At 50.3% G+C, this 22,056-nt stretch carries 24 protein-coding genes and 3 tRNA genes; 8 read left to right on the top strand and 19 right to left on the bottom strand.

All coding sequences use genetic code 11. The features are described 5' to 3' along the window. Position 1 precedes the first annotated feature (1 nt). The 15 genes from METTU_RS21370 to METTU_RS24175 all read right to left on the bottom strand — a co-directional run bounded on the left by METTU_RS21370 (position 2) and on the right by METTU_RS24175 (position 13,790). The gene (locus tag METTU_RS21370; RefSeq protein ID WP_006894147.1) at positions 2-955 is read right to left on the bottom strand and encodes an ABC transporter substrate-binding protein; all 954 of its coding nucleotides are present in this window, start codon (positions 953-955) and stop codon (positions 2-4) included. Positions 956-1,154: 199 nt separating this feature from the next. Then, positions 1,155-1,664 (bottom strand): hypothetical protein, encoded by a 510-nt coding sequence (locus tag METTU_RS21365; protein WP_006894145.1) that lies wholly within the window; start codon positions 1,662-1,664, stop codon positions 1,155-1,157. 160 nt (positions 1,665-1,824) lie between these two features. Continuing rightward, on the bottom strand, positions 1,825-2,808 hold the full coding sequence (locus METTU_RS21360) for a vWA domain-containing protein (RefSeq protein WP_006894144.1): 984 nt from the start codon (positions 2,806-2,808) through the stop codon (positions 1,825-1,827). Positions 2,809-2,883: 75 nt separating this feature from the next. Next, positions 2,884-3,117: a hypothetical protein gene (locus METTU_RS23460; RefSeq protein ID WP_150107946.1), complete on the bottom strand. Its 234-nt coding sequence runs from the start codon at positions 3,115-3,117 to the stop codon at positions 2,884-2,886. 175 nt (positions 3,118-3,292) lie between these two features. Next, positions 3,293-3,853: a hypothetical protein gene (locus METTU_RS21355; RefSeq protein ID WP_006894143.1), complete on the bottom strand. Its 561-nt coding sequence runs from the start codon at positions 3,851-3,853 to the stop codon at positions 3,293-3,295. A 49-nt stretch (positions 3,854-3,902) separates the two neighbouring features. Beyond that, entirely contained in the window at positions 3,903-4,931 is a 1,029-nt protein-coding gene (locus METTU_RS21350) for a vWA domain-containing protein (protein ID WP_006894142.1), read from the bottom strand. Then, positions 4,928-5,803, bottom strand: a complete 876-nt coding sequence (locus METTU_RS21345; protein ID WP_006894141.1) for a hypothetical protein — start codon at positions 5,801-5,803, stop codon at positions 4,928-4,930. The genes METTU_RS21350 and METTU_RS21345 overlap by 4 nt, the downstream gene beginning before the upstream one ends. Beyond that, the gene (locus METTU_RS21340) at positions 5,800-6,636 is read right to left on the bottom strand and encodes a DUF58 domain-containing protein (protein ID WP_006894140.1); all 837 of its coding nucleotides are present in this window, start codon (positions 6,634-6,636) and stop codon (positions 5,800-5,802) included. Before METTU_RS21340 ends, METTU_RS21345 begins: the two co-directional genes overlap by 4 nt. Before the next feature lie 355 nt (positions 6,637-6,991). Next, entirely contained in the window at positions 6,992-8,008 is a 1,017-nt protein-coding gene (locus METTU_RS21335; RefSeq protein ID WP_006894139.1) for an AAA family ATPase, read from the bottom strand. Positions 8,009-8,193: 185 nt separating this feature from the next. Continuing rightward, positions 8,194-9,552: an IS1182 family transposase gene (locus METTU_RS21330; RefSeq protein WP_006889238.1), complete on the bottom strand. Its 1,359-nt coding sequence runs from the start codon at positions 9,550-9,552 to the stop codon at positions 8,194-8,196. Between the two features lie 263 nt (positions 9,553-9,815). Further along, on the bottom strand, positions 9,816-10,100 hold the full coding sequence (locus METTU_RS21325; protein ID WP_006894138.1) for a methanol dehydrogenase [cytochrome c] subunit: 285 nt from the start codon (positions 10,098-10,100) through the stop codon (positions 9,816-9,818). A gap of 13 nt (positions 10,101-10,113) precedes the next feature. After that, positions 10,114-10,590, bottom strand: coding sequence for a cytochrome c(L), periplasmic (moxG, locus tag METTU_RS21320; RefSeq protein WP_006894137.1), 477 nt, complete (start codon positions 10,588-10,590; stop codon positions 10,114-10,116). A gap of 28 nt (positions 10,591-10,618) precedes the next feature. Beyond that, complete coding sequence (moxJ, locus tag METTU_RS21315) at positions 10,619-11,452, bottom strand: methanol oxidation system protein MoxJ (RefSeq protein ID WP_367301512.1); 834 nt, start codon at positions 11,450-11,452, stop codon at positions 10,619-10,621. A gap of 87 nt (positions 11,453-11,539) precedes the next feature. Continuing rightward, on the bottom strand, positions 11,540-13,354 hold the full coding sequence (locus METTU_RS21310) for a methanol/ethanol family PQQ-dependent dehydrogenase (protein WP_006894135.1): 1,815 nt from the start codon (positions 13,352-13,354) through the stop codon (positions 11,540-11,542). Positions 13,355-13,520: 166 nt separating this feature from the next. Next, on the bottom strand, positions 13,521-13,790 hold the full coding sequence (locus METTU_RS24175; RefSeq protein ID WP_150107944.1) for a hypothetical protein: 270 nt from the start codon (positions 13,788-13,790) through the stop codon (positions 13,521-13,523). Positions 13,791-13,806: 16 nt separating this feature from the next. On the opposite strand from METTU_RS24175, the gene METTU_RS21305 reads away from it, so the two are divergent. Next, positions 13,807-14,463, top strand: coding sequence for a response regulator (locus METTU_RS21305; protein WP_006894134.1), 657 nt, complete (start codon positions 13,807-13,809; stop codon positions 14,461-14,463). A 78-nt stretch (positions 14,464-14,541) separates the two neighbouring features. Here METTU_RS21305 and METTU_RS21300 read toward each other — a convergent pair whose 3' ends face one another. Both METTU_RS21300 and METTU_RS21295 read right to left on the bottom strand, forming a co-directional pair. Beyond that, entirely contained in the window at positions 14,542-15,072 is a 531-nt protein-coding gene (locus METTU_RS21300) for an SRPBCC family protein (RefSeq protein ID WP_006894133.1), read from the bottom strand. A gap of 200 nt (positions 15,073-15,272) precedes the next feature. Then, positions 15,273-16,463: an OmpA family protein gene (locus tag METTU_RS21295; protein ID WP_006894132.1), complete on the bottom strand. Its 1,191-nt coding sequence runs from the start codon at positions 16,461-16,463 to the stop codon at positions 15,273-15,275. A 480-nt stretch (positions 16,464-16,943) separates the two neighbouring features. Between METTU_RS21295 and gltX the strand changes: the two genes are divergently transcribed. The 7 genes from gltX to METTU_RS21265 all read left to right on the top strand — a co-directional run bounded on the left by gltX (position 16,944) and on the right by METTU_RS21265 (position 19,815). Continuing rightward, positions 16,944-18,347 (top strand): glutamate--tRNA ligase, encoded by a 1,404-nt coding sequence (gene gltX, locus METTU_RS21285; RefSeq protein WP_006894130.1) that lies wholly within the window; start codon positions 16,944-16,946, stop codon positions 18,345-18,347. A 47-nt stretch (positions 18,348-18,394) separates the two neighbouring features. Continuing rightward, a tRNA-Ala gene (locus METTU_RS21280) sits at positions 18,395-18,470 on the top strand. A 21-nt stretch (positions 18,471-18,491) separates the two neighbouring features. Further along, positions 18,492-18,567 (top strand) — tRNA-Glu (locus METTU_RS21275). Positions 18,568-18,682: 115 nt separating this feature from the next. Further along, positions 18,683-18,758: transfer RNA gene (locus METTU_RS21270), tRNA-Glu, on the top strand. 203 nt (positions 18,759-18,961) lie between these two features. Beyond that, entirely contained in the window at positions 18,962-19,195 is a 234-nt protein-coding gene (locus METTU_RS23445) for an alkaline phosphatase (RefSeq protein WP_150107943.1), read from the top strand. A gap of 32 nt (positions 19,196-19,227) precedes the next feature. Next, on the top strand, positions 19,228-19,350 hold the full coding sequence (locus METTU_RS24885; protein WP_006894129.1) for a hypothetical protein: 123 nt from the start codon (positions 19,228-19,230) through the stop codon (positions 19,348-19,350). A 195-nt stretch (positions 19,351-19,545) separates the two neighbouring features. Next, on the top strand, positions 19,546-19,815 hold the full coding sequence (locus tag METTU_RS21265) for a BrnA antitoxin family protein (RefSeq protein ID WP_217182965.1): 270 nt from the start codon (positions 19,546-19,548) through the stop codon (positions 19,813-19,815). Between the two features lie 23 nt (positions 19,816-19,838). Here the strand turns inward: METTU_RS21265 and METTU_RS21260 are convergent, their stop codons facing one another. Together METTU_RS21260 and corA are read right to left on the bottom strand one after the other, a co-directional pair. Beyond that, positions 19,839-20,897 carry a GGDEF domain-containing protein gene (locus tag METTU_RS21260; protein ID WP_006894127.1) on the bottom strand — a complete coding sequence of 353 codons (1,059 nt, stop codon included), beginning with the start codon at positions 20,895-20,897 and terminating at the stop codon, positions 19,839-19,841. A gap of 191 nt (positions 20,898-21,088) precedes the next feature. After that, the gene (gene corA, locus METTU_RS21255) at positions 21,089-22,042 is read right to left on the bottom strand and encodes a magnesium/cobalt transporter CorA (RefSeq protein ID WP_006894125.1); all 954 of its coding nucleotides are present in this window, start codon (positions 22,040-22,042) and stop codon (positions 21,089-21,091) included. Positions 22,043-22,056 lie beyond the last annotated feature (14 nt).

Below are 22,056 nucleotides of genomic sequence, written 5' to 3'. Positions count from 1 at the left end.
ATTACCAGAAAGTACCCGGTTGCAGCTGTTCGGACTTACCGGTCAGGGCCTGCTTGCTCTGCTTATGCAACAGTAAATACACTTTTTCGGCCGCTTGTTGTTCGGCTTCTCCCCAATGTTCAATGTTACCGGCGCAATAGTTTTGGCGCAGGCGCTTTTGGGTTTTTTCATCATCTATCTGGGTCAATGGGATGATTTTTTGCCACGCAGTATCGGAACTGCACAGCGTTTGCTTGGCTTGTTTGCCGGCGTCTAAAAATTGCCTGAGCGCCTGTTTATGCTGATCGGCCCAACTTTGTTTAAATACATAACCGATATTGGCGACCGGTTCGGAAATCCCCAAACCTTGCAAAATACTGCGACCGTCAATCAGCGTCCGATACCCTTCAGCCTCAAGCCGTGTAGCGAAATGCCAATAATTAAGCACCGCATCGATCCGGCCTTGCTTAATCTGTTCATTTAGCAGCGGCGGCGCAGCGAATACTTTTTCCACCGACGCATCAAGATCCATATCCTGCTGCTGTTTCGCCAGGGTTTGCAGCAGCAGCCAGTTTTTATCCAGCTCGCCACCGGCGATGCCCAGGCGTTTACCTTTAAGATCCTGCAAGGAATGAATGCCGCTATCTTTTGGCACCATCAGCACGCCCGAAATGTCCGAATAAGGATAAAAGGTGAAATCAGCCCCTTTTTCGCGCAAGCCGGACACCCAAATCCAGTCGGAAACGATGATGTCGACCGCCCCGGATTGTAATGCGATCTTACCGGCTTCCGCATTGGCGACATGTTGAATGTCCAGTTGAACATCAGCCTGCTTGGCTTTTAACTCATCTTGCAATGCGGGCAGCTCCCACTCTACCGTGCCGCCCGACTGAACGCCGATGCGAATAACGGTTTTTTCCGCCGCAAAGCTGTTAGCGGACAACAACAGACTCAACAGTAAGACTTTGAATTTCATGATTACAATCCTGCTCAAACAAAAATAATAGGTGACTTGTTCCGGTGCTCATCTTTATGCCCGGCCTGCTTGGCTTCCAAGGCTTTCTTTTAGAAACCGGGATTGGAGTGCAGGCTTTGCCTACATGGATGTAGGTAAGGGGCGTGAGCAGGAGCGGAAGCTTCGCCTGCAAGCAAGCGAAGCTTGCACTCCCGTTGATTCAAATCGTACCGGTTTGCGTACCGTCAGATTGCCGGTAATGACTATAAACAACAGCAACGGCGGCAAGCGCACTTAACTGCCAGATGTAACTATCGAAATAAGCGACGCAAACAGTTACCAGGCCCAAGAATAACCCTGCGAAAATACAACGCCAGCCTCTTTTTATGCCGTCCAGATAAGTCGTTAACGCCAGTATTAACAGTACGATTAAACCGGCTTCTTCGTGGAATATTCTTCCTGAATTATGGTAGGCGTAAATCACAATGCCCGCGCACAAGCCGCCTGACCAATGCAGCAGCCGGTCGATAAGGGCTTTGTGGTTATCGCCACGCTGCTTGAATTGATAATAGTCGGGAGCGATAGCGATAGCGGTAAACAAAAATATCATCCCAAACCAATAATCGTGGCTCGTATGCCGATAGGTATAGCCGATGTAGGCGCCGAGCAGCGACAAAAGTAAGCGTAGCGTAAAAAGATTATGGGTTGAGAGCAGGTTTTGTTTGTTCATTTACAGTACTCAAGATGATAGATAACTAATGGTAGTTGTCGGCTCCCAATCTCCAGATCGGGAGCCTTTGAGCCGACGCTCTCGGCAACCGCTCCTGCATTCATGCAGTCGCAGCTTCGGGTACTAGGGAAGCTGGAGCTTCCCTTACTGAGTTCCCAAGCTAGAGCTTGGGAACTAGCGAACGCTCCCTGGCGAAAAAGCGGCGAAATTTATATACCTTAGGCAGATAGACAAGGCTTAACAGCAGCAATGCCAATAAGGCCGGTTGCCGGCGAATATCGGTCTGTACAACTTTTTCAGTTGCCAGTTTCGGGTTTTGTAAAGCTTGGCTAAGGTTTTGCAAGTCGGTTAAGCGGGCGTAACTTAAGCCGGATTCTGCGCCCAGTTTTTCCAAATAGGTTTCGTGCAAAGAGGTTAAATGCTCGTTGCCGGTGGCGGCTTCGCTGCCGAATGGGGCATTGCGCGCGTTGTAGCCTTTGATTTGCGACGGATCCAGATTCGATTGCCCGAACGAAGAACGGTGCGGCACATCGTCTGGGTTATAAAATCCGGTTTGCTTGCCTTGACTGTCAAACTTGGGGATTGGTACAGACTGCAAGCCGCCCACACCGATAATCATGCCTTTCGCCTGTCCCTTTACGGATGAAAAATCAGCTTGATAATTGGGATTAACCGGCGGGGCTTCCTGTCCGTCGGTAATAAAAATCACCGAACTTTCGCTTTTTGGCAGCATTTCAAGCGTGCTCAGCAAGCCTTTGGCGATATTGCTGTCCGCCGCCCAGGCCATGCGCCAGTCGATCTTGCTGATCGTGGTATCGATTTCCGTATAAGCCGAGCAAACTTCCAGCGGTTCGAATAACAGGGTTGATCGCCTTTCGGTGAACAGGCCCAGGCCGACTTTGGATTCGCAAGGCAGTTTTTGCAATAATTCGCGCAAGGTTTGTTTGACAAAATTCAGGCGGCTGACGGCTTGGTTGTCTTGCTGGTAGTCGGTTGCATTCATGCTGCGGGTAATGTCGACAATAAAGGTGTAGTTGTAGGTTGGCATTTTTTGTTGCTTATTGGGGTACATGAACAGCACCAGCATGGCTATAAGCGCCAGCAGCAAGCACCCGATTCGATAATCTTTTAATGTGTGGTTCATTGTTTCCTCGTTCCCACGCGCCACGTGGGAATGCAGTGCAGGACGCGCTGCGTCCCATATTTGCGCAATGTGTATTTACGCTGGTTCCCAAGCTCCTGCTTGGGAACCCAGATGCGAAGCTCCAGCTTCGCGAGACGGGAAGCTGGAGCTTCCTCCACTGAATTCCCAAGCAGGAGCTTGGGAACTAGCGCAAGGTGTAGTTGTAGGTTGGCTTTTTTGTTGCTTACTGGGATGCATGAACAGCACCAGCATGGCTATAAGCGCCAGCAGCAAGCACCCGATTCGATAATCTTTTAATGTATTGTTCATTGTTTTTCCTCGTTCCCACGCGCCGCGTGGGAATGCCGTGCCGGACGCGCTGCGTCCCGTATTTGTGCAATGCGTATTTCTATATACTGACCGTGATTCGGGGCGCAGCGCGCCTTGACTGCATTCCCACGCGGCGCGTGGGAATGCGATAAAAAATCCCCCGTCATACACAAAATCAAGGCAAGCCACGCGGAAACCCCGGCACTGTCGTCCACAACTGCGATTTCTGGTTCTTGGGTTCGTCGTCCGGCATGTCGACCCTGTCCATTTCCGGCAATAAGCGCATGGCGACTTCGAGGTTGTATTTCGCATCCCAATCTCTGCTGTTTAAGGCCAAAGACTGTCGGTAGGCCTGTTTCGCCAGTCCTGCCAAAGGCATGGCTTCATTGATATTCATGGCTTTTGCCTGCTGTACGGCTTGTTCCAGATACAGGTTGCCGAGGTTATAACGCGCTTTGGCCTGGAAGTTTCGGTCGCCTTTATCCATAATCAGGCTCAGGGTCGACAAGGCCTCGTCGTAGCGGTGTTTTCGCTTGAAATAAAAAGCCCGCGCCAGTCTCAGTTCCGGCTCGCCGCTGATGACTTTATTAACGGCCACATCCTTTCCCGAAATCAATTGCCGGATTAAGTCATTGTCGCGGTGGATGCCGTACAACGCGCCGGCACTGTAAACGAAAGCCGCAAAACTGGCCGCCAATGCGGTCCACAGCGTGATATGCCTGATTGTTCTAATCATGGTTTGACCATTAACGCGTGAATAAATTCGCGCCCACAGATACTTGTTATCATCGTTTGACCTCACAAAATTTAACGCCGAATAGAACCAGCAGCAAGAAGGCCGCTATGCTGTAGCAGACTGCCGACAAGTCCTGTTTGGGGATGCGTTCGACATAGTGCATCGGCAGGTTTTCCAGTTGGTTGATGTCGGCAATCGCCTGTTTTAACGCGTCCGGGCTTTCCGCTTCATAAGCCTGATAGGGACTGCCCAACCCCAGAAAAAACTTGTGCAGGTACAGTTCGGGCATGGCCCCAGCGTTGTCGGCCCGGCTGTCTTCAGGCTGATCGAAAATGCCGGGGCTGCCTGCGGTGCGCAGGAAAATCCAGTACAGGCGGACTTGCTGCTGTTTAAACCAAAGCCGCAATTTCTGTTCGCTGTCGTGATCGATCGCCGCCGCGCCGTCCGAAACCAGCAGCACAATGCGTGAGCCGGTAACGGGTTGTTGCTCGAAAAACGAGATGGCCATCCCTAAGCCTTTGCTGACATGGGTAAAACCCAGCGCCGGTGTCGCGGTCGCTGCAATCGCCGCCTGCACCGCGTTTTTGTTTTCGGTCAACGGCATTACGAATAGCGACGAAGTGCTGTATTCCGCGACCCCGATCAAATCGTTTTGCCTCTGTTTGACAAAATCGGTCAATAAGCGCCGCGCCGCCGTGGCTTTGGATTCCTCGGCAATTGCTCCATGCATTGCTCTACCTCCGGCATCCTTGCCGTCGTCTACACCGTTCGGCGCGCGTCCGGCAAAGGTGTTATCCATGCTGCTGCTGCGATCCAGCAGTAACACGATATGCGCGCCGTGGCCGATCCGCTCCCGGCTTTGTTCGGTGCGATGCAGGCCCGCGATGCCCAGAACTAATCCGGCGATGGCCGCGACGGCGCACAGCCGCAAACAGCAGACGACAAAAGCCGACAACGTGTCGCCGGGTATCAACGCCGTCCACGGGGCGGGGCTTGAACGCATTCCGTTATTGAACAGCGGCAACAGGGCGAGCACTAGGCCTGACAAAGCCCAAGGGGTATTAACCGCCAAATTCATCGGCTGCCCCGCTCGATTTTTCGGCATTGCTCGCAGAGGTCTTTTAGCTGCTGAAAATCCTGTGCTATGGCAATCATGCCGTCGGAAAAAAAATAACGGTTGGAGTAGGTGAAAAACCAACCCAATTGGGCGTTTATTTGCAGATATTCCGGGTTGCGCCGGTAAAACTCACCCAGCCGGTTAAGGAACAGCGGCTGGCCGTTGAGGCTGTTCAAGGCGTGGTGGACAACGGTCAAGGCTTGCTCCATGTCGGCTTTAGACAACCCCGCCAGTTTGCGCAACGCCCGCTTGAACAAGGTGCGTCGCAGCCTATTGGGAAAACAGCCGTATAAATAACCCAGGTATGTCGCTATCAGCGCTGCAACGGTCAGACTGGCCGACAAGCCGTACAACGCCTGGGTATTTGCTAATAACGGCGGCGGGACATCGGGGCGCATGTATTCACCCTGTTCGCTTTGGCGCGCCACCAGCTCTCTGAGCGGGGACAGGGTAAACGTCCAGGCGGGGACGCTTTGGTTGATGTTTTTTTCGCCTTGGCTGAGCTGCACGGTAAAGCCGGGCAGGGTTAACGATTTAACCTCCAGCGGCGCGTAAAAAACCTGGTAGAGCAAGTCGATTTGATAACGCTGTCCGGTTTGCTTAACCGTGACCTGATTCAGGTTCAGCCAGCGGTTGATTCGTCCTTTGGCGGGTAAACTGCCGGGTTGCAAACTGATGTCAGAACGGGTTTCGATCACAATGCGTTGGGGAATTTCATCGCCGTTAACGTAACCGAACGGGCGGGGCGTTTCGACGTTAAAGTAACTGACCGGCTCGTCGATCGAGCCGGAACAGCCCAGCAGCGACAACACCATGATTAACAGAATTCTCATGCGACCCTCTGCTGTAAATGACGATTAATGGTTTGGGTGCTGTAGCCTTCCGTAATAAATAACGGTTCACTGCCAAAGGCTCTAAAGGTGTTTTTCAGGTCGTGTTGGCGTTGCTGATAGGCGGCAATTATTTTTTGCCGTAAGGCCGGACGCATGAACAGCGTGCGGGTCGCATTGTTTTCCATGTCCTGAAAAGAAATAAGGCCCCAATTGGGCAAGGCGGCGTATTCGTGCTGATTCCATAACACCAGCGGGATCACGTCGTGAGCCTGTAGCGAGCCTAATACGGCGCGCAACTGAGGCAGCGGAAAATGGCAGTCGGATAGCAAAAATACCAGCGAGCGCTCGGCGGGCAGAAAGGCTGCCGCATTTTGCAGCCCGTTTGCGCTGCCGCTAAAGCTAAGGCGTTCCAGTTGTTTTGCCAGTGCCGATACCCGTCCCAAGTGTTGACCGGCGGGAAGCAGCCAGCGATGCTCGATACGCTCGGTGCAGCCGATAAAGCCGAACTTGTCGCCGTAATCGGAAGCCGAATTGGCGGCGGTCAGCAAAAACCGGAGCAGGGTTTGTTGTTTGTCGGCATAGCCCATCGATGCCGACATATCGGCGAGCAGATAGACGTTGACGCTGCTTTGCTGTTGGTAGACGCGTACCCGATACGACGAAAACGGGTCGAGTATGCTGGCGCGCAAGTCTATGCGTCTGGGGTCGGGGCTGGCAATCAGCGGTTCGTGGCGCTTGAACAGCTGTCCGGCGCCGATCATTTGTCCGGGATGCGCTCCCGGATATACGGAACTTGATTGCCAGGGTAAGCGATAGAATAGCGTTTCGGTCATGGGTTGGTTTTTATGATTTGATGTTTTATGTTGTCCACGAAAAGCACGAAAGGCACGAAATAAAGCAATGGTCTTGCTGGTTCCCAAGCTGTCCTCGTTCCCACGCGCTGCGTGGGAATGCCGTCAAGGCGCGCTGCGCCGCGAGTCACGACCAGTGTTTTGCGTATACGGGACGCAGCGCGTCCAGTACTGCGTTCCCACGCAGCGCGTGGGAACGAGAGTAAGCTGGAGCTTGGGAACTAGCAAAAGCCCTCTCCAGAGGGAGAGGGTTGGGTGAGGGGAAATCAAAATAAGAAAAAAAGCTTATTTGAATCCCCTCATCCCAGCCTTCTCCCTGAGGGAGAAGGAGCGCATATCAAGGCGCAGCCACCTGGTTCAAAATCCCCTTGATCAATTCGGGCAGCAGCTGTTCTTTTCTATAGCCATACATCGGGTTTAAAAACAGCCGATGGGTCATGCAGACCGGAAAAACCGCTTGCAGATCTTCCGGCAAGACATGATCCCGGTGTTCCAGCCAAGCGCGGGTTTTGGCGGCGCGGATCAAGTAACTCATGCCGCGCGGACTGGCTCCGGCCATTAACAATTGCGGCATTTCGACATCGGTTAATTGAACGCCGTATTGTTGCGGCTGATGCGTGGCTTTCCATAAACTCAGCGCGTAGGTATGGAGTTTAGGGCTGGTCTGTATGCGTTGCTGCACCGTTTGCGCCAGCTCATTGAGGCGGTAGTAAATGCCGGTGTTAGCGACTCCTGCAACAAGCCGGTCGGTATCGTGAAAACGGGGATTAAACATCAGCTCATCCAGCTCAGTATCTCCTCGGGGCATATCGATGTTGATTTCCATCATAAAGCGGTCTTTGGCGGCGGCGGGCAGCTCGAAGGTTTCTTCCTTCTCGATGCGGTTACGGTCGGCAAAAACCTGGATGTGCGGGAAATGATAGTCGCGGTTAAAGGCGTTGATGCTGCGTTCGGCCATCGCCCTTAACAGCAAGGCATGGACTTGCGGGCGGGCGCGGTTGATTTCGTTGAAGAAGAAGGTGGCGAGTGTGTCGCCGTGTTTCAGCAAAGGTCCCGGATCGACGCACGGACGGCCTTCGCTGTTTAAATAGGTGTAATAAATCAAGTCGGCGGGCATCAGGTCAATGGTGCCTTCAATCCGTTGGTAATCGCCGCCCAACCCTTGGGCAACCGCTCTTAACAGCGTGGTTTTGCCGACGCCGACATTGCCTTCCAGCAAGACATGGCCTCTGGCAAAAACGGCCAGAATGATATGCCTGACCGCAGGCTGTAGGCCGATAACGGTTTGATTGATTTGTCGTTCAAACTGTAACGCTTGTTCGCGCCAGTCGGTAAGTTGGGTGTCTGTGTTCATTTTAGTTTTGTGCCAGTTCCCAAGCTCCAGCTTGGGAATTCGGTAGTGGAAGCTCTAGGAGGCTGTCGGATTAATAGAGCGAGCCTCCCCACTTAATCACGATTAAAATTTAAAAAAGTGGTTTATTGGGATTTTTAATGCCCATAGTTCTGTTTTATGGGCAGCTCAATGCTCTTTTTCCTCTCTCACCCTCTTAATACATGCATTCTTTTTAAATTCCAGCCTATACAGACTAAATTCCATTCACTTTGGACGGATTCCAGGCCTCGAAGCTGGAATTGCCTGAATCCCTGGACGTGTTTAATGATGCCAAACACGGTTTCGACAGTAGATTTTCGCTTGCCGTAGAGTGCTTTGCCCGCTTTGGTTGTTAAGCGATGGGTCATGGCCTCAACCGGCGGTAAGGTGCTTTCGCCTATTTCCGGCTGATGCTGAAACCGGGCGTCAAGGGCTTGGTTATGGCTTTGCCGCTTTTGGGCGATGTACGGTTTTATCTTTGCATCAGCACACGCCTTTACATTGGCTTGGCTGAAGTAGCCGGTGTCGGCCAACAGGTTGTCAACACTCCCCAAGCATTCCGGGAGCTGTTCCAGTTTGGCTAAGGCCGGTTCGATTTCTTGTTTGTCGTTGGTGTGTTGGGTGATGTGATGAGCAACGATCAGGTGGGTGGCAATATCAACACTGGCTTGGGCGTTATAGGCTTGTTCAAAACCATTAGGGGTCGGCATGATGCGGGACTCTTCATCGGTCAGGCTGACTTGATCTTTACCTTGAGGCGCATCGGTAGGCGCTTGGGGGGCTTTGCCGCCCATTTTCTTGCCGGTTTCACTCAGGTGTTGTTCACGCTTAGCCTGCTTTTCGTCATACTCGGCCTTTTCTTGCGCGTAACGCGCCTTGGCACGGGCCTGGATTTCCTGTTTGGCTTTGGCAATCACTGCTAAACGGTCTTGGCGGCGTTTGAGTTCCTTGGGTACATCCATGTCTTCTGGAAGCGGGGAATTGTCGGCGGCTTCAGCCAGTTTCATCAAGGTTTCAACTTCCTGTTTGAACTGGGCTTCCAGTTGATTGGCGTAATCCCAGCTCAAGGCTTTATGCTTGCTGGCATTGGCTTTAATCTTGGTGCCGTCCAGGCTCACCGTACCCAGCTTAAGCAGCCCCAAGGTTTGTGCAAGTACCAATATCTCGACAAATAGGCTTTCGATCTCTTTGCCAAAGCGCTTGCGAAAGCTGTTGATGGTGTCGTGATCTGGGTTTTCGTTGGCGCAGATGTATTTAAAGGCCATCGAGTCATGAGTGGCTTTCTCCAGTTTGCGACTGGAAAATACGCCGGTCGCGTAACCGTAGAACAGCAACGCCAACAGCATCGCCGGATGATAGGGGCGCTTTCCTTTGCCCGCATAGACGGCTGATAGCGTCCGTAAATCCAGTTGATCGACAATCTCGACAACAAAACGGGCCATATGATCTTCAGGCAAATAATCCTGAACACACGGGGGCAGAATGTAGGGGGTATCGCGATCAATCAGGATGAATTGGGTAGCCATTTTTGTTTTTTGATTTGGTGTTTCGATAGGGTTATTTTAACACTTTTTGCACTGCTAAATCCGACAGTCTCCTAGCGTCCCGTCTCGCGAAGCTACGACTGCATGGATGCAGGAGGTAGAGCAACGCAGGAGCAGTTGCCGAGAGCTTCGTCCTCTGGGTTCCCAAGCTGGAGCTTGGGAACCAGCATAAAAAAGGGCATAAGATGCAAACAGACTCACAAGGGGACGAATGATTGGAATGTATCTATGCCCCAAATCAATCCCTACTCGATATCGTCTACGTCATAAACAAACTTGCCGGTCTTGGCCAAATTTTCCTGGCGTTTTTTATTGCGTTCTTCCATTTCTATAACCGATTGGGCTTGCTTATTGAGTTCATTGACATCGTGTTTCGGGTCGTACTTGCTGCCCGCCACTTTTTCCGGGTAACCCGGCTTGGGTTCCCAGCAAACTCCCGGTTCGCTGCAATTTTGACCGTCGTAAGCGATAGCCGAATAGGACAGCGCCGCCAACACGACGCCTGCATTAATTAAAAGCATTTTTTTCATGGGTTTTTCCTCTCTATTTTTTTAACCATTTGGCTTTTTTCGGATCGCCTTTATAGATGTCGCGTATCCAGGACATAATCAACAGCATTTCATCGGTCGATAGATTGACGTATTGCGGCCCCATCATGCCGTTGGCGCCGCCGAACAGCACTTCGAACAAACCCTGATCGGTAGCAGCAGACGGATACGTCCAGTAATCATCCGCCAGCCCCGGCCCTAATTTACCTTCGGCCTCGTGACCATGGCAGCCGGAGCAGGCGGGCATAAACAGGTCGTGACCTTTTTGAACGGCTTCTTTATCGCCGTTGTAGGGGTTCTTGCCGGTCTCCTTAAATTGATTGAAAACGGCCTCGTTGCCGCCCGATTTGGCGACGCTCATATCCAGCGGTGCGCCGGTAATGGTATTGCGAAAGGTTATTTCCGCTAAAGCCGCCGAGCTGATCAACGCAAGGCTGACAGCCGATGCGACGAATAATTTTTTTCTGTTCATTTTTAAGACCTAAGTTCTTTGTAATTTTTTAAGGCGCATCGGGTTCTGCAACCAAAGGGACGCCTTCTTCTTCCAGCAACTCGGTTATTTCATTCCGGTTGTCTTCAATAACCTTGTTCAACTGAGCCAGTAAGGTCGGATCGTTTTTTCGAACGCCCATTGAGGTACTGAAGTGAAAATCGACTTTTTGTCCGTCTGCACGAACGTTGTTGTCAGGAATCATCGTCATGACCAACGGTGTGGTCGATGCTTTGACGTAACGCGCGGCAGACGGCCCCCAAAGGGCGGCAATTTCGGCATGGCCTGATGAAATTTCAGAGACCAGTTTCGAGGTTTCGTATTTGATGTACTGGTTGCGTGCAGATTTAAAACCGACCAGCTCCTGGGAATAATTGAACATGTCGTTGTAACGCCCGATAGCCTTCATCATCACTTCGGGCGGCGTGCCGGGCACAAAAGCGATGCGTTGCGCCTTGCGTAATGCTTCGCTATCCCAATTTTCCAAATTCAGCTTGTCGGCTTCTCGCGAGATGAAGACATAGCCGGAACGGTAGTAAAGCTGGGTGGTTAAGACTCTGGGATCGCCTTTATCGACGCCCATCGCTACATCGCACAGTCCTTTATCCAGGGTGTCGCGTATGTAGTAACGCGGGTCGCTCCAGGTAAGGTATTCGATCTTTCTGCCCAGGGCTTTGCCGACCAATTCCGCCAATTTATTCTCGAAGCCTTCGCCTGCCTTATTGGAATAAGGCATTTCGTTTTCCGCAGCGCAGACCTTTAGCGGTTTGTTTTGTTCAGCCTGGGCTTGGGGGATTGTTAAACTTGTCCCCAAACACAAAGCCGTTATAAAAAACTTATTCATGTGCATATTTACTCTTGTTAATGCCGGTTTAAATGTTTTACTAATGCTTCGCTAGTTCCCAAGCTGGAGCTTGGGAACCAGCACAACTTAATAGCCCAATGCAAAGACCATAACGCCGCCGCCTTGTTGCGTGTAGTGCGCCAGTTCTTTAAACGCACCGACTGCGCCCAAACCTGCGGTAGGGTCTTGCAAGTCGAACACTAAACCAACGCCGGGCCAGCCGCCGACACCGTAGTAAATCGCCACGTATTGCTTGCCTTTGTGTCCAAAGGTAATCGGGTGGCCGATAACGCCGGAAGGCACTTTGAATTTCCACAATTCTTTGCCGTTCCGGGAATCCAGCGCTTTGATGTAACCGTCCAGGGTGCCGTAGAAAACCAGGTCGCCCGCTGTTGCGGTGGTGCCGCCCCAGACTGCAAACTTTTCCTTGATTTCCCATTCGAATTTGCCGGTAACGGAGTTCATTGCTTTAACTTGTCCCAAGGTGCCTTTAGGTCCCGGATACATGTTCAGCGTCGCGCCGACAAAGAACTGGCCTGCGCGGTAAGGCAGCATGAACGGTTCCCAGTCCATGCAGATATGGTTGGTGCCCATGAAGAACAGTTTTTTGTTCGGATCGTACGATTCGATGCCCTGGTTGTGGTAACCCATGGCGGATGGACAAATGCCTTTGGCTTCATGATCCATGTGCGTGGAAAACTCAGGGTCGCGAACCGGCAGGCCGGTTTTTAAATCGACTTTTTTAACCCAGTTGACGGTATCGTCGATTTTAAAGGCGTTGACCAAATCGCCGTTTTCACGGTTCAGGGTATAAACCAGGCCGTTGCGGTCGGGGTGGGTCAGCAGTTTGGTCATTTTGCCGTCAACGAGCTGCTCGGATAAGCCCATGTAGTTGACGCCGGCGTAATCCCATTCGTCATGCGGCGTTTTTTGATAGCCGAATTTCGCTTCGCCGGTATTGATGTCGCGGCCCCAGATGGTCATCGTCCATTTATTGTCGCCGGGGCGCATGGTTTCATTCCACGGCGCGGGGTTGCCTGAGCCGTAATAGAGCATGTCCAGATCGGGATCGAACGCATACCAGCCCCAGTTGGTGCCTCCGCCGATTTTCCAGGCGTCGCCTTCCCAGGTTTTAAGGCCCAGGCCGAATTGACCGTAATGCGGGTTGGCGCTGTTAAAATCCTTGGCCAGTTTTATATCGGCATCGGGTCCCGTCGCGTAAACGCGCCATGCCTGTTTGCCGTCTTTAATGTTATAGGCGGTGGCATAGCCTCTTACGCCCAATTCCGCGCCTGAGCTGCCGACGATGACTTTGTCCTTGGCGACAAAAGGCGCGACGGTCAGCGTGGAACCCATCGCAATATCGGAATTCTCCATTTTCCACAACAATTCGCCGGTCTTGGCGTTTAAGGCAACGATATGGCCGTCCAGTTGATTCTGGAAAATAGTCGCCGGATAATCGTCACCGGCGGGCGCGTAAGCCAAGCCTCTGTTCACCACGTCGCAACAGGCTACTGCGCGGGCGGCGGGGTTTTGTTTGGGTTTGTGTTCCCATAGAATTTTGTCCGGTTCATCCAGGTCGATGGCAAAAATGTTATTAGGGAAGGGCGTATGCACATACATGATGCCGTCAATGACCAGCGGTCCGCCTTCATGCCCGTTCAGTACGCCTGTAGAAAACGACCAGACCGGCTGTAGATGCTGGACGTTGTGCGCGTTGATCTGGGTCATGTCACTAAAGTGACTGGCACTGTAGTCTTTGGTCTGCATGACCCAGTTAGTGTCTTCTTTCGACAGTCTCGCCAAGGCTTTGTTAGCCTGTGTCGGCATGGAGACCGTCAATAAGGCGCCGCTACAGACAGCTGATGCGACAGCGGCGCGGGTGAATTTGGAAATCCGCATAGTTCCTCCAGGGGTTATGATTGTTGTACTTATATAAAGCTAAGCCCATGCGTATCAATAAAGGGTAAGTAAGACAACCAGCTTTCTTGATCAAAACGTTTGCAATGCCTCATTGAGATGCAGGGCTGAGCAGGCGGTCATAGTACGGGAGCGGTTGCTTGCAGCGTTACGGAATAAGCCCGGAAATCGGCGGGAAAAATCCCGGAATAAACCGAGAAAACTTCCTGTGCAGTTTGTCTGTGACGATTAAGGTGATTTCCAATAATGAATCCGCCAAAAGAATCGTCCACGAAAGCCCTGCAACACGATGGTTATTTTCGTGCCTTTCGTGGACAGCCGGTATATCGACAATAGTGGCGCTGGTTTGCCGATATAAAACAGGAAAAGCTCCTATCGATTTAGCGTTTATAAACAGGCATGATGACTGTTTTGACACGTTATGGAGCAAAGCAGTGGCGAATAAGATTAGTGTGTTATTGGTGGATGATCATGCCGTGGTTCGTACGGGTTACAAGGCTTATCTGTCCCTATCCGATAAAATCGGACAGATTTATGAGGCGGATCGGGGGGAGGCAGCTTGTCAAATGTACAACCAGCATCAACCGGATATTGTGGTGACGGATTTATCGATGCCGGGTATAGGCGGTTTTGAGAGTATCAGGAGACTGCTCAATCGTGATCCGCACTGTAAAATCCTGGTTTTCAGCATCCATAATGAACTGGTTTATGTGACGCGTGCGCTTGCGGCCGGGGCCAAGGGGTATATTACTAAAAACAGCATGCCTGAAACGCTAATCACTGCGGTGTATAAAATAGCTCAGGGCGGTACTTATGTTGATCCTGATATTGCCCAACAACTGGCTGTTTCTATGGCCGGTGAGCAGGACGAATCGGAAAAAATCAAAACGCTTTCTCCGAGAGAGTTCGATGTATTCTGTTTGTTGGCGAATGGCTATACGGTCCGAAAGGCGGCGGAAAAGCTGTGTTTAAGTTACAAGACGGTATGTAACCACGGCACCGTAATCAAGGAAAAAATGGGCGCGGAAACACTGGCCGAGTTGACCTTGCTGGCAAGTCGGCAAGGTCTTATTGAAATGCATGAAAATTAATCATGATAAAAGGCAAAAGGCGAAGGGCGAAGGGCGAAAAAACATCTTTTGCCTTTCGCCTTTTGCCCATAGTATTTTTTATTTTTCCAGCTTTTGTTTTAGCCCCATCAAACCGTTCTTAAAGAACGCATTCATCGCTTTAACTGCCGCCGCATCATTCAGGCTTTCAGGCGGGGTATTGCCGCTATCGCCACGGTAGAAACGGCTTTTTAGCGTAACCACGCTGGTGTTGGCGTCGCTCCCAGCCGTTACCTGGAGGTTGGTGGTGTACGAACCGACCGGAAATGCCGTTACATTTTCGACTTTAAGGCGGTAATTGTATTCATGATCTTTATCGCTGTAAAAATCCAGGCTCTCTACCAGTTGTCCGTCATTTTGCAGGGTAATGGTTCTAATGCCGTCGGAGGCGTTTTTGCCATCGCCTGAGCTTGCTTTAACATCGGGATGCCAGCCGGCAATGGCATCGAATTGCTTGATTGCATTCCAGACGGTATCAACGGAAGCATTAATAGTGATACTTTCCTTGGCTTTTTGCGGGGTGGGTCCGTGAGCAAGAGAGGCAACGGGGAATAGTAGAAAACTCAGTAATAGGTAGGGTAAGCGGATCATGTCATTAATGCCATTAATTAAAATGGCCTATTATTCATAAATCCGGGTAAAAGGTATTGGGCGATTTTCCTGACAATTGCAGGGAAATTTTCTTTTTAAGTTGGCAATAAAAAGGGCGGGGTAATGGTACCCGCCCTTTTGTGTATTTGGAAACGCTTAATGACTTAAGCGTTTCCGGTTTATACCGGTATCAGATAAAGCTATTGAAGCACTTCCAGCTGTACTCTGCGGTTGTTGGCGCGACCTTCTTCGGTCTCATTGGTGTCGATAGGTTGGGTTAAACCGTATCCGCGGGCAGTTAATGTTCTGCCTGCGTGGGCGGACTTGCTGCTTAAATAGTTTTTAACGGCCAGTGCGCGACGCTCTGATAATCTCTGGTTGTATTCCACTGTGCCGGTGCTGCTGGTGTGGCCTTGCACTTCAATATTTACGCCGGGATTTTGATTGATGACGGTAACGGCATTATCGAGTTCACGGTAATATTGGGGTTTGATGTTGCTTTTGTCGTTGTCGAATTTAACATCAACAATCCAGCAGCCGAATTGGTTAACGTGAGCGCCTTTTGGGGTGTTCAGGCACTTATCCTTGCAGTTGTTGATACCGTCGGCATCATCATCCAGTGCCGAGCAGTCGGCAACCGGTGGCGTGGTGCCTTTTAAGAAAACGCTTTGTACAAATTTGGTCATACCGTCGGGGCTGGAAATTCGTTCAGCCGTGGTGCCAAAGCCGCAAATAGTCATGTCAGAGAGCTGATTTAATAGGGTTTGTCCGTATTTTTCCTGTTCGTTGCCTACCCAGACCGTATAAACGCATAATCTGTCACCATACTTTTGTTTTAGGGCTTTAACTTCTGCAACAGGGGCAGAGTCGACCTCTCCATCGCTGAGAATCAAAACGGCGATGTTGCCCGTCGTGGTTGATAAGTCGTTGGTTGTCGCTTCAATTCCGCTATCCATCGGTGTGCCGCCACTTGCGCAGGCCAGCGTATCTATGCCGCTGCCGAAAGCTGATTTTGAGTAGGGGGTCGGCGCCTGGTTAAGCCGGGTGAAGCCCCAGTCCAGGCACGGGCCGAAACCAAAGCTGCGAATGCTTGAAGTCAGTTTTAGGTCAGGGATGGTCAGGTTGATCCGGTTCAGGATTTCTTTTTCAACTGAAAGTTTGGTAGGAGAGGGCTGGGCCGGGTAGCCTACGCCAAGATAATTATCTGCCATTGATAATGAGGAATCATTAAGTACAAAGAAGTTATCGGCTTTTTGTACATATTGTCCTGAGGAGACTAAAGCGTTTAAATCTTGAGGGTGAAAGATGTCGAAGGTGCTTAAAGGTTGCGAGGCGCAACCTGAAATAAGCGCGCTTAAAATAGCTGCCGCACTAATAAGTATTTTTTTCATGGAATATCTCCTTGTTACCAAATCGATTAAGATAACGCAATGTTATAAAGTAGCCATCGGTGTTGATCCTAGTATCGTCTTAATTTAAGTTGGATAGATAATCCTAAAATAACCGGCTGGGATGGTAATGACGGCTACAGGATATAATAAACAAGCGGTCTATAAAATCAGTGGAAACACTTATTGGAATAATAGTCCGAATGCCGGTTAACGCTTGCATGTCGAGATTGATTTTTAACATGTGAGGGTATATCTCGGCATGAAATAAACTAAAAGGAAGTGGTATTGATGTTCCAAGATGAGCAAAAAAACAGCGGAGTAAATGTTAAAATCTGCCAATCAGGGTTTTATTGGCGCTGTAGGCAGGGGGTCGGTATGAAAAACGATGTTAATATAGCAACAGTGTGGTATGAAAAATCCGCCGCCAAACAAATCCCGATAAAATACGCTAACAGAATTGTACTAACGAAATAATATCAAATGAGTATAAAAACACGTTTTGCCCCGAGTCCAACGGGTTATCTGCATGTAGGCGGCGCTCGCACTGCCTTGTTTTCCTGGCTTTATGCACGCAAGCATGGCGGAAAGTTTATTTTAAGGATCGAAGATACCGATCTGGAGCGATCCACGCAGGAATCGGTCGATGCCATTTTGGAAGGCATGACCTGGTTGGGACTGGAATATGATGAAGGGCCTTTTTACCAAACCCATCATTTCGATCGGTATAAGGAGATTATTCAGCAACTGTTGGATCAGGGCGACGCCTATTATTGCTATTGCAGTAAAGAAGAGTTGGAGCAGTTGCGTACCGAGCAAATGGCTAATAAGGAAAAGCCGCGTTATAACGGCAAATGCCGGGATATTGTTGGGCCGAAAGGCGACCGGGAGGCGGTGATCCGCTTTAAAAATCCGGTTGACGGCGCAGTCACCATACCCGACCTGATTAAGGGCGACATTGTTGTCGCCAATAAAGAACTGGATGATTTGATTATCGCTAGGGGCGATGGCACACCGACCTACAATTTAACGGTGGTGGTTGACGACATGGATATGAAGGTCACGCATGTCATACGCGGCGACGATCATATCAACAACACGCCCAGACAGATGAATATCCTTAAGGCCTTGGGTGCGGAACTGCCAAAATACGCGCATCTGCCGATGATACTGGGGCCTGATGGCGCGAGGTTGTCAAAGCGTCACGGTGCGGTCAGTGTGATGCAATTTCGCGACGACGGCTATTTGCCCGATGCCTTGCTGAATTATTTGGTGCGTCTGGGTTGGTCGCATGGCGATCAGGAGATTTTTACGATTGATGAAATGGTCGAGCATTTTGACTTGGAGAATGTCAATGTGTCGGCATCCGCGTTCAACACCGAAAAGCTGTTATGGCTGAATCATCAGTACATCATGAACAGCGATCCGGCTCATGTGGCGCGCCATTTAAGCTGGCATATGGGCGAACTGGGCATCGATCCTACCGAAGGCCCTAGTCTTATCGATATGGTCAAGGCGCAACGGGAGCGCTGCAAAACCTTGGTTGAAATAGCCGCCGCCAGCGTTTATTTCTATAAGGATTTCGATGCGTATGATGAAAAAGCCGCTAAAAAGAATTTCACTCCCGGTTCGGATGAGGTTTTGGCGAGGTTGCATGATGAATTTGCAGCGGTGACCGAGTGGAATGGCGAGGCCTTGCACCAGATTGTGCTGAATCTTGCCGAAACCATGGCGCTGGGTCTGGGTAAGGTGGCTCAGCCTTTGCGCGTCGCAGTTTGCGGTTCAGCGGTTTCACCGGCGATTGATATAACCTTGTCATTGTTGGGCAAGGAAAAAACCTTGGCTAGAATACAGCGAGCCATAAACCATATAAAAAACTTAAATTAGTATTGGACACAACCGGTAATTACCGTATAATACCGGTTCTCAACTTGGGGGCCATAGCTCAATTGGGAGAGCGCAACACTGGCAGTGTTGAGGTCAGCGGTTCGATCCCGCTTGGCTCCACCAATAGTTGGTAAATCAGTTCTAGTCCCCATCGTCTAGTGGCCTAGGACACCGCCCTTTCACGGCGGTAACGGGGGTTCGAACCCCCCTGGGGACGCCATATATTAAGGCCTATGTGTTAGGACTTTTTTATGACTTTGCGGTTTTATGATTTTTAAGGCATAAAAACAGCAATATGATTTACAGTTAAGTTCAGGCTGACTAAACCAGTTTTAGTCCCCATCGTCTAGTGGCCTAGGACACCGCCCTTTCACGGCGGTAACGGGGGTTCGAACCCCCCTGGGGACGCCATTAATAAAAAAGGGCTATCAGAAATGATAGCCCTTTTTTTTGCCTGCCGGTTTGGTTTGGCAACAAGCAGCCCTTATCAAAAACGGTGATTTTTTATAGCATTGCCTTTGCCGCCTGTTATAAGAAACAGCCCTCCATCCGCCGCAATACGTAACCCTGTTTAAAAAACAGGATGAAAACACGCATTAAGAAAAGCCGGGCTTATTGCTCTGGCGTTTAACAAGGCGCAACTGCAACAAGCGACAGGTAAAACATTGGGCTTGTTTGCAGATTCCGGCATGGCAAAAGGTATCGTTGAAACTCAAAACCGTGGCGATGCTTTGCATGTTCAACCGACTTTAAAAGAAATGTCCGTACAAGCGTTGGAGATTCTCGACTGTAACGAGCAGGGATTTGTTGCCGTGTCATCAAATTTTAACGTGGCTAATTCAGAATAACCCTTTGAATCATTTACAAAGGATTAACCGCCATGAACAAATTCACACTGAATAATCTCAACATACTGACGGCATCATTGGCTATGTCTGTTTTGGGTTTGGTTGTAACCTGGGGCGTTGAACTATTGGTTAAGGAATTGTTTCGCTTGGGGTAAGCGTTCGCACATCGCGCACCACTTTGGAGAATACCAACGGTTGGGCGTCGAAAAGGTGTGCGATGCCCCCGCTGGACTTAGTGGATTACCGCGATGTTTACAATGAGGAAAGCCAATGAACGCGAAATCCGCAAATACCGGGAGCGACTGGAGTAAGGTGATGCCCATGTCATCCAGCCGGGAGAGTGCGATGAATTGCCGGAATCGGACGAAGCGTTTATCGAGCATGCCGATTTATATGAGGGTGAAAAACTGATTCGGGCGGGTCGGCAAAGCCGAAAGCCGCAAGGTATTGATAGTCCGGAAATGGTGGAGTATTTCCGCGCTACAGGCCGTGGCTGTCAAACCCGAATGGATGACGCGCTGAAAGAGCATGTCTGGATGATAAGCGCGAGCAGGTCGGGCATGCTTTTTATGGCCGACATTTCAAAACTCAGAAATAGCGCCTTTCCAAATTTCAGCTAAATGCTTGTGGCTTTAAAGAAGGTTTATCCGCTAGTTGCCGTAACTTGATTTTTACTTTCACGTTTGTTGGCATACATCGCTTGGTCGGCATGTCGTAACAATGCTTCGGCCGTATCGCCGTGTTCCGGATAGGTGGCAATGCCGACACTGATATTGGTGGTGATTGCATTGCCGCGGTAGTTAAAACTGCTTGCGACCAATGTGTCTTTGATACGCTTTGTCACCAGTTCAGCCGCTTCTACGTTGGTGTTCGGCAGTAATATCGTGAATTCATCGCCGCCATAGCGGGCGGCGGAGTCGCAACCTCTTAAACAGTGACGAAAGTTGTCGGCGATGGCCTGCAACAATAAGTTGCCTGCTTCATGACCGTATTTATCATTAACGATTTTTAAGTTATCGCAATCCCCTAGTAACAGGCTGAAAGTGCTTTCCCTGCGCCGGGCTTGTTGCAATTGTTTTTCGAATAGATCCATGAACGCCCGACGGTTGTAGAGGTTGGTTAATTCATCGGTTTGCGCGGTGGTTTTGATGCGGCTGAAAGCATGGTAAATGTCGCTGGACAACATGGTGGTGACGTAACCCACCAGTAACATGGGAAACAGCCACGCCAACAGGATACTGCTTTGGGTTAGGGAAAAGACCTCGTCGCCAGGTACGCCGCTTTTGCCCAAATACAGATAACAAGCGCCGATTAACAGCACTTCCAATAATGTAGTCAGCCTGCCCAAGGCCAGGGCGCTGGTGATGATGGGTAGGAAATACAAGTTAAGTAACAGGCTGTTTTGGCGTCCGGTGTGCCAGACGAACCAGGTGACCAACAAGATCATGACCCACGTTTCTAAAGCCAGTTTCCAGACGTTGGCTTTGGAAAAAAAGTTGAGGTAATGGAATATCATGACGAAGGCGGCGAAAGCGCAGAGGCCGCCTAACAAAAAGATTTTAACGTTTTCTTCGATTTGCCCTACCACCAGGTAGAACATCATCAAGACCAGCAGTAACCACTGGATTTCCGCGACGGTACGCGAAAAACCGCTCAAGGCGTCGGGTTCTTGATTGAGACGAAAAAAAGGTTCCTTGGTCATGGCGAAATTTTCCGGTTTAGAGCATACAAAGAGAGCTGGTCAGTTTTTTAATTCTAACACAATTGTTGATGGACAGCCGTGTATAGGGGGCGCTGCTTGATAAGCAAGGGGGCTTGCTATTGATTAAGAAATTTACTTCGATTGGGTTAAGACAGCATTTTCGAGTGGCATGCTGTCTTAACCGGTGTAGCCTACAGCCAGCCTTTTCGTTTGAAAAACCAATAAGGCGCAATTCCCGACAGCAGCATTAAACACAGTGCGCCGGGATAACCCAGTTGTAAATTGAGCTCCGGCATGTTTTGGAAATTCATGCCGTAAATGCTGGCCACCAGGGTTGGCGGCAGAAATACCACGGCAGCAATGGAAAAGATTTTAATAATCTTGTTTTGGGTAATGTTGATAAAGCCTTGAGTCGAGTCCATCAAGAAATTGATTTTATCGAACAGGAAAGTGGTATGCGACATCAAGGTATCCACGTCGCGCATGATCTCCCGCGCCGTTTCCTGCAGCTCGGGATGATTACGCAAATGCCGTTGCAGAAAGGATATGGAGCGTTGCGTATCCATCAGGCAGAGCCGAATCTTACCGTTGCTGTCTTCCAGTTTGGCCAGTTGGTCAATGGCATTTTCAAGATCAGAGTCTATTTCTTCCAGCACCAGATAACTGACATCTTCCAGTTTGCGATGAATATCCTCCAGCGCATCGGCGAGATTTTCCACTTTTTGCTCGAACATAATGACCAGCAATTCCTGCGGTGAATGCGCTTCTATCTGCCCGTGCCGGGCGCGCATACGTAGCAGGCGAAAATCCGCCAATGCGCCTTCGCGCAAGGTAATTAACCGGTCGTTTTGCAAAATGAAGGCGACGGTCGCTGTACTGTGCCGCCCCTCGCTTTGCGACAGAAATAAAGATCGCACATGAACGCCGGTGTTATCGGTAAAGTAGCGTGCCGAAGACTCGATTTCTTCCACATCATCCGATTCGGGCAGCGCCGTGCGCAAAAATGTTTGCAGCTGCGCGCGCTCACTGTCGCTGGCATCGTGGGCATCGATCCAGGACGCTTTAGCGATCGCCTGTTTGAGCTGGTCTTCAGGCGGCGTCTGTTCTTTGAGCCGCCCCCGGTCAATAGTAAATAGTCTTAACATTATGTATTCCCATT

It is taken from the genome of Methylobacter tundripaludum SV96 (assembly GCF_000190755.2).
Classification (GTDB): Bacteria; Pseudomonadota; Gammaproteobacteria; order Methylococcales; family Methylomonadaceae; genus Methylobacter_A; species Methylobacter_A tundripaludum.
Note: the sequence above shows the minus strand (reverse complement) of the source record. Positions and strands in the feature narration are given on the sequence as shown.